Genomic DNA, 4,077 nt, shown 5'->3' with positions numbered 1-4,077 from the left:
GAACTCACCGCGCCACCGCCGAATCCTTGGGTGCGTCTGACGCACCGAAGGCCACCTTGGGGCGCTCGTCACGGCTGTCCGCCACCGGGGGTGACGCGGACCGATTCCGGCAGCCGGCGCCAGTCGAGGTCGGCGGGATCGGCCGCGACGAGACCGGGGGAGCGGGCGACGAGGATCTCCCGGGCGATCGGCTCGAAATCCCCGCGGAAGTGCACCGAGCTCTTCACCACGAGGAGCCGCTGCTCCTCCGGGACGATGCCGACCATCCGGAACAGGTTGCGGTCGAACACCTGGGAGCGCCCGGTCGTCACCGCCACCCGCACGGACCCGGAGCGCAGGCAGGTGGCGGGTCCGAGGTCGACCTCGGTGCCGTGCAGCATCGGCCCGTCGAACCGGCAGCGTCCGTCCGACAGCGCCTCGACGACGAACCGGCCCCGCACCGGTTCGTCCCCGGGCACCGCGGGATCACCGCCGATCGCGAGGTCCACCGTGGCGCCGACGCCCGCCTCGGTGGCCGCGGCGGCGGCCGCGGGATCGGGGATGAGCCCGAGCGCGGCGGGCTCGTCGCCGCCGGCCGCGAGGAGGGCACGGAGCAACCCGGTGGTGCGGCCGGAACCCCCGGCGCCGGGGTTGTCCTGGGTGTCGGCGACGACGACCGGGCCGACGCCCCCGGCCTCGAGGCCGCGCGCCACGGCGTCGGCGGGGTCGAGCAGCGTGACCCGCCACTTCGCCTCGTCCCGGGTCACTTCGTCGTACAGCCGGTCGACGATCTCCTCGACCGGGCCGGTGCCGTAGGCCCACACCACCGGTCCGCAGTCCGGGATGTCGGCCGCGGGGAACCCGGCGGCGAACGACACCGTGGTGCGGTCTCCGCCGCGGGATTCCAGACCACTGTAGACAGACCGCGCGGGCTCCAGGTCGGTGCAGCCCGCGTTGATCGGGATCAGGAAAGGCACCCGGCGCCAGGCGAGCCGGAGCCGTTCGCCGTCGAGCAGCCGGGCGAGCAGGCCGGCGGCCCGCGCCCCCGTCGCGGCCATGTCGATGTGCGGGTAGGTGCGGTAGCAGACCAGGGCGTCGGCGGCGTCGAACATCCGGGCCGACATGTTGGCGTGCAGGTCCAGGCTCGCGACCACGGGCACGCCGGGGCCGGCCGCGGCGCGGACCCTGGCCAGCAGCTCGCCCTCGCCGTCGTCGTGGTGCTCGGTGACCATGGCGCCGTGCAGGTCGAGGTAGACCGCGTCCGGCCGGCCGAGGCGCACGGCGTCGACGATCTCGCCGGCGATGCGCTCGTACGTGTCGGTGGTGACCGGCCCGGACGGGCTGGCGGCCGCCCAGATCACGGGCAGCACCTCCCAGCCGCGGGCCCGGGCCTGCCCGAGGAACCCGCCGACCGGCAGGTTGACCGGCTCGAGTTCGAGCACTCCGTCGCCGCGGCGCAGGGCGGGGAAGCCCTCGCCGTTGGCGAAGTTGCCGTACGAGGCCGGGGTGGGCGCGAACGTGTTGGTCTCGTGCTGGAACCCGGCGACCAGGATCCTCGTCGTGCCGTCCGTCATCGGGCCACCTCCGCACCGTTCGCGGCCGGGGCGGTCCGGCCGGGTTCCGTCCGCACTCGCGTGACCGCCAGCGAAACCGCGCCGGCCACGAGCAGGCCGACGAGCGTGAGCAGGCCGATCTCGGTGCTGCCCGTCGTTTCCTTCACGTAGCCGATCAGGGTCGGGCTGAAGAACCCGCCGAGCAGGCCGATGCTGTTGATGAACGCGATGCCACCCGCGGCCGCGTCACCCTTGAGGAAGGTGGCCGGCACGGACCAGAACACGGTGTAGGCGCCCCACATGCAGGCGGTGGCCACGATCAGCGCGATCATCGAGACGCTGAAGACCGACCCGGTGACGGCGGCGACAGCCATGCCCGCCGCGGCGACGACGGTGGGAACGACCGTGTGCCGGCGGCGCTCGCCGGTGGCGTCGGAGTGCCGGGCCAGCACCCGCATCAGCACCAGCGCGACCGCGTAGGGCACCGCGGACCACAGGCCGATCGCGACGACGGACCGGACGCCGTTCTCCGAGAGGATCGTCGGCAGCCAGAAGCTGACCCCGTACAGGCCGCTGATCAGGCAGAAGTAGCCGAACGCGAGGCCGTAGACCCGCGGGTCGGTGAGCACTTTCCGGAAGCGGTGCTCCCCGCTTTCGTGCGAGCCGGCCAGATCCTGGGCGAGCAGCGAGCGCTCGCCGGGGGTGAGCCAGCGGGCGTCGCCGGGGCCGTCCGGCAGGACCTTCCGGACGACGAAGGCCAGCACGACGCAGGGCAGCCCCTCGACGAGGAACATCCACTGCCAGCCGGCCAGGCCGGCGGACCCGTCGAGGCCGCTGATGATCAGCGAGGACGCCGGTCCGCCGAGCATCGAGCCCAGCGGACCGGGGATCATCAGCACCGACATCGCCGCGCCCATGCGCGCCCGCGGGTACCAGTAGGTCAGGTAGAAGATGATGCCTGGCGCGAACCCGGCTTCGAACACTCCGAGCAGGAAGCGCAGGACGTAGAAGCTGGTCGCGTCGTGCGCGAACAGCATGGCCACCGAGGTGATCCCCCAGAGCAGCATGATGCGGAAGAGCGTTTTGCGAGTACCGATCCGGCGGAGCAGCAGGTTGCTGGGCACCTCGAAGAGCACGTAGCCGAGGAAGAAGATGCCGGCCGCCAGGCCGAAGACCGATTCGCTGATGCCGATGTCCTCGGCCATCTGCAGCTTGGCGAAGCCGATGTTGACCCGGTCGACGTAGGCGAACAGGTAACAGACGACGAGCAGCGGCAGGATGCGCCACCCGATCCTGCGGTAGAGCTCAGGCGGCGCCGCGCTCTCCTTCTCGATGGTCATGCGGACTCCTCGTGGTCGTTCGATTGCCGGTACTGTGCGGGAGATCGTTGCTCCGGGCATCAAAAAGGGGGGGAACAGCCGATGATCACCTCTAAAATGTTCGATCCGGACGCTTTGTGGTGCCGACCGGGTTGCGCGGCCTGAGGTGCTGGACGAGACGGATCTCGCGCTGGTCGACGCCCTGCAGCTCAACCCGCGGGCCAGCTGGTCGAGCCTGGCGGCCGCGCTGGAGCTGGCGCCGATCACGCTGGCGCGGCGGTGGCAGCGGCTGGTCGACGACGGCAGTGCTTGGGTGACGGTCGCCCTGAGCGACCGGCGGATGCGCGGGGCGGTGCTGGAGCTGTCGTGCCGGCCGGGCACCGCGCGGGCCGTCGCACTCGCCCTGGCCGAGCTGCCCTACGTGAGCACGGTCGGCGTGACCACCGGCCGGTTCCAGGTGTTCGCGCTGGTCCTCGCCCCCTCGCTGGCGGCCATCGCCGACGTGCTGGTGCGTTCCCTGCCCATTCCCGCCGACGTCACGGCGATGCACTCCTACCTCTACAACGGGCTGTTCGGCGGGGTGGTGTGGCGGCTGGGCGTGATCAACCGGGTCCGGACCGAGCAGGTGCGGGAACCGGCCGGGCCGCCACCGGAGCGGATCCGCCCGTTCGGCGAGGGGGACCGGCAGCTCTTCCTGGCACTGGGCCACGACGGGCGCCGTTCCTACCACGACCTGGCGGCGGAACTAGGAGTCTCGCCGCAGGCCGTCCGGCGCCGGCTGGACCGGCTGCACCGCCACGGCGACATCACCTTCCGCTGCGACGTCGCGCGGCCGCTCACCGGCTGGGGCTCGATGGCGTTCCTGTGGCTGTCGGTGCCCGACGGCGACCTCCCGGCGGTCGGCCGGGCGCTGGGGGCGATGCCGGAGACGCGGCACTGCTCGGGGGTGCCGGGGCCGGCGAACCTGGCCCTGGTCGTCAGCCTGCACTCGCTGGAACACCTCGACGAGGTGCTGGAGCGCATCGTGCGGGAGCACCCGGCGGCGGCGGTCGTCGACCGCCGGGTGGTGCTCCAGCAGGTGAAGGTGCACGGACGCATCGTCGACGAGCTGGGCCGCAGCGTCCGCGTGGTCCCCGTCGATCCCTGGGCGGCCGATCGTGAGTGTTCAGCCGGGGGGCATCCCCCCGGGTCAAAAACCCCCCCCCGCGGGGGGGCCCCGTCCCCCG

3 protein-coding genes are annotated in these 4,077 nt (G+C 72.6%); 1 reads left to right on the top strand and 2 read right to left on the bottom strand.

What is annotated here, in order from left to right:
- Positions 1-68: 68 nt before the first annotated feature.
- Both AB0M83_RS48410 and AB0M83_RS48405 read right to left on the bottom strand, forming a co-directional pair.
- Positions 69-1,553 carry a M81 family metallopeptidase gene (locus AB0M83_RS48410; RefSeq protein WP_364529567.1) on the bottom strand — a complete coding sequence of 495 codons (1,485 nt, stop codon included), beginning with the start codon at positions 1,551-1,553 and terminating at the stop codon, positions 69-71.
- Positions 1,550-2,872: an MFS transporter gene (locus AB0M83_RS48405; RefSeq protein ID WP_364529564.1), complete on the bottom strand. Its 1,323-nt coding sequence runs from the start codon at positions 2,870-2,872 to the stop codon at positions 1,550-1,552. Before AB0M83_RS48405 ends, AB0M83_RS48410 begins: the two co-directional genes overlap by 4 nt.
- Before the next feature lie 145 nt (positions 2,873-3,017).
- Here AB0M83_RS48405 and AB0M83_RS48400 point away from each other — a divergent pair.
- A partial coding sequence (locus AB0M83_RS48400) for an Lrp/AsnC family transcriptional regulator (protein ID WP_364529561.1) occupies positions 3,018-4,077 on the top strand: 1,060 nt, incomplete at its 3' end.

It is taken from the genome of Amycolatopsis sp. NPDC051106, assembly GCF_040682775.1.
GTDB lineage: Bacteria > Actinomycetota > Actinomycetes > Mycobacteriales > Pseudonocardiaceae > Amycolatopsis.
The sequence above is the reverse complement of the archived record's forward strand: the minus strand, read 5'-3'. Positions and strand labels throughout refer to the sequence as shown.

Bases quoted from the DNA above. Each gene is read 5' to 3' on its own strand.
- AB0M83_RS48405 (WP_364529564.1), bottom strand. From the start codon at position 2,872: ATGACCATCGAGAAGGAGAGCGCGGCGCCGCCTGAGCTCTACCGCAGG.
- AB0M83_RS48410 (WP_364529567.1), bottom strand. From the start codon at position 1,553: ATGACGGACGGCACGACGAGGATCCTGGTCGCCGGGTTCCAGCACGAG.